We start from the raw sequence: 2,483 nt of genomic DNA on the forward strand, positions 1-2,483 counted from the left end.
CCAGCGTAAGATCCTTCCAGATCCTAAGTTCAATCTGAGCTGCTGGCAAAATTCGTTAACATCCTTATGGTTGACGGAAAAAAATCTACTGCAGAGAAGATTGTTTACACTGCACTAGAAGTTATGGCTGAGAAATCTGGTAAAGATCACTTAGCTGTATTTGAAGAAGCTCTTGAAAATGTTCGTCCAGCGGTAGAAGTTAAATCTCGCCGTGTGGGTGGTTCAACTTACCAAGTACCTGTAGAAGTTCGTCCGGTTCGCCGTAACGCTCTTGCTATGCGTTGGGTAGTTGAAGCTGCGCGTAAGCGTGGTGAAAAATCTATGGCTCAACGCCTAGCTGCTGAAATGCTAGACGCGTCTGAGAACAAAGGTACTTCGGTTAAGAAACGTGAAGACGTTCACCGTATGGCTGACGCAAACAAAGCGTTCGCACATTACCGCTGGTAATACCTTTTTAGTGCTGCAAGTTTCCTTGCAGCACTTCTTTAGTTCCTATGCTTATGCTAGGAACTATTGCTATTTCTAGGGCAAGCACTTTTTAGCGAAGTATCGCTTCTAGCGCATAATCTAGACATAGCAATAGTCCCTAAGTCTCTAATAAGAGGATTCAACCGTGGCTCGTAAAACTCCTATTGAGCAATACCGTAATATCGGTATCGTTGCTCACGTAGATGCAGGTAAAACAACCACAAGTGAACGTATTCTGTTCTATACCGGTCTTTCTCACAAAATCGGCGAAGTTCACGATGGTGCAGCAACCATGGATTGGATGGAGCAAGAGCAAGAGCGCGGTATTACGATCACTTCAGCAGCAACTACTACGTTTTGGCGTGGTATGGAAGCTCAGTACTCTGACCACCGTATTAATATCATCGACACTCCGGGGCACGTTGACTTCACAATCGAAGTAGAACGTTCTCTGCGTGTACTTGATGGTGCAGTTGTTGTGTTCTGTGGCTCATCTGGTGTTGAACCTCAGTCAGAGACTGTATGGCGTCAAGCTGATAAATACCAAGTTCCACGTATGGTTTTCGTTAATAAAATGGACCGTACAGGCGCAGACTTCTTGCGTGTAGTTGAACAGATCAAGGATCGCCTAGGCGCAACTCCTGTTCCAATTCAACTGAACATTGGTGCTGAAGAAAACTTCCAAGGCGTTGTCGATCTTATCAAGATGAAGGCGATTAACTGGAACGAAGCTGACCAAGGCATGACTTTCACGTACGAAGATATTCCTGCAGACATGCAAGAAATGGCTGAAGAATATCGTACAGAACTTGTTGAAGCTGCTGCAGAAGCAAATGAAGAGCTGATGGATAAGTACCTTGAAGAAGGTGAACTAACAGAAGCTGAAATCAAACAAGGTCTTCGTACTCGTACCCTTAATAATGAAATCGTACTTGCTACATGTGGTAGTGCATTCAAAAATAAAGGTGTACAAGCTGTTCTAGATGCAGTTGTTGACTTCCTTCCTTCTCCTGTCGATGTACCTGCAATTAAAGGTATCGATGAAGACGAGAACGAAGCAGAGCGTCATGCAGACGACAAAGAACCGTTCTCAGCGCTAGCATTTAAAATTGCAACAGACCCATTTGTTGGTACTTTAACTTTCATCCGTGTTTACTCTGGTGTTGTTGAAAGCGGTAAAACAGCTTACAACTCTGTGAAGAAACAACGTGAACGTTTAGGGCGCATTGTTCAAATGCACTCAAACAAGCGTGAAGAAGTAAAAGAAGTACGAGCAGGTGACATCGCAGCCATTATCGGCCTTAAAGATGTTACTACTGGTGAAACTCTATGTGATCAGAACCATAAAATTGTTCTTGAACGTATGGAATTCCCAGATCCAGTTATTCAGATCGTTGTAGAGCCTCGCTCTCAAGCTGATCAAGATAAAATGACTATCGCGTTAGGTAAGCTAGCGGCAGAAGATCCATCGTTCCGTGTTGAAACGGATGACGAGACTGGCCAGACACTAATCTCTGGTATGGGTGAACTGCACTTAGATATCATCGTTGACCGCATGAAGCGTGAATTCAGTGTGAACTGCAACGTTGGTAATCCGCAAGTTGCTTATCGTGAAACCATTCGTGGTACAGCGAAAGCTGAAGGTAAATTTATCCGCGAACATGGTGGTAAAGGACAGTACGGTCACGTGTGGCTGAAACTGGAACCATCAGAAGCCGGTGAAGGCTTTGTCTTCGTAGATGAAATTGCCAATGGTATCGTGCCAAAAGAGTTCATTACCTCTGTCGCTAAAGGCGTTGAAGAGCAAATGAACAATGGTGTATTAGCGGGCTATCCAGTTTTGGATATCAAAGCTACACTATATGATGGTTCTTACCATGAAGTAGATTCAAGTGAGATGGCGTTTACAATCGCTGCCTCTATGGCTTTCAGAACAGGTGCACTAGAAGCGCAACCAGTTTTGCTTGAGCCTATGATGAAAGTTGAAGTAACTACTCCAGAAGACTGGATGGGTG

The 2,483-nt window shown here is 44.2% G+C and carries 1 protein-coding gene and 1 pseudogene; both read left to right on the plus strand.

From position 1 onward, the window contains the following. Window positions 1-447: pseudogene (gene rpsG, locus MED222_RS00770) on the plus strand (30S ribosomal protein S7); the annotation flags it as partial. A 166-nt stretch (window positions 448-613) separates the two neighbouring features. After that, window positions 614-2,483 (plus strand): elongation factor G (gene fusA / locus MED222_RS00765; protein WP_009848939.1); only part of this gene is annotated, 1,870 nt, incomplete at its 3' end.

The sequence above is a fragment of the Vibrio sp. MED222 genome, from assembly GCF_000153005.1.
Classification (GTDB): domain Bacteria; phylum Pseudomonadota; class Gammaproteobacteria; order Enterobacterales; family Vibrionaceae; genus Vibrio; species Vibrio tasmaniensis_A.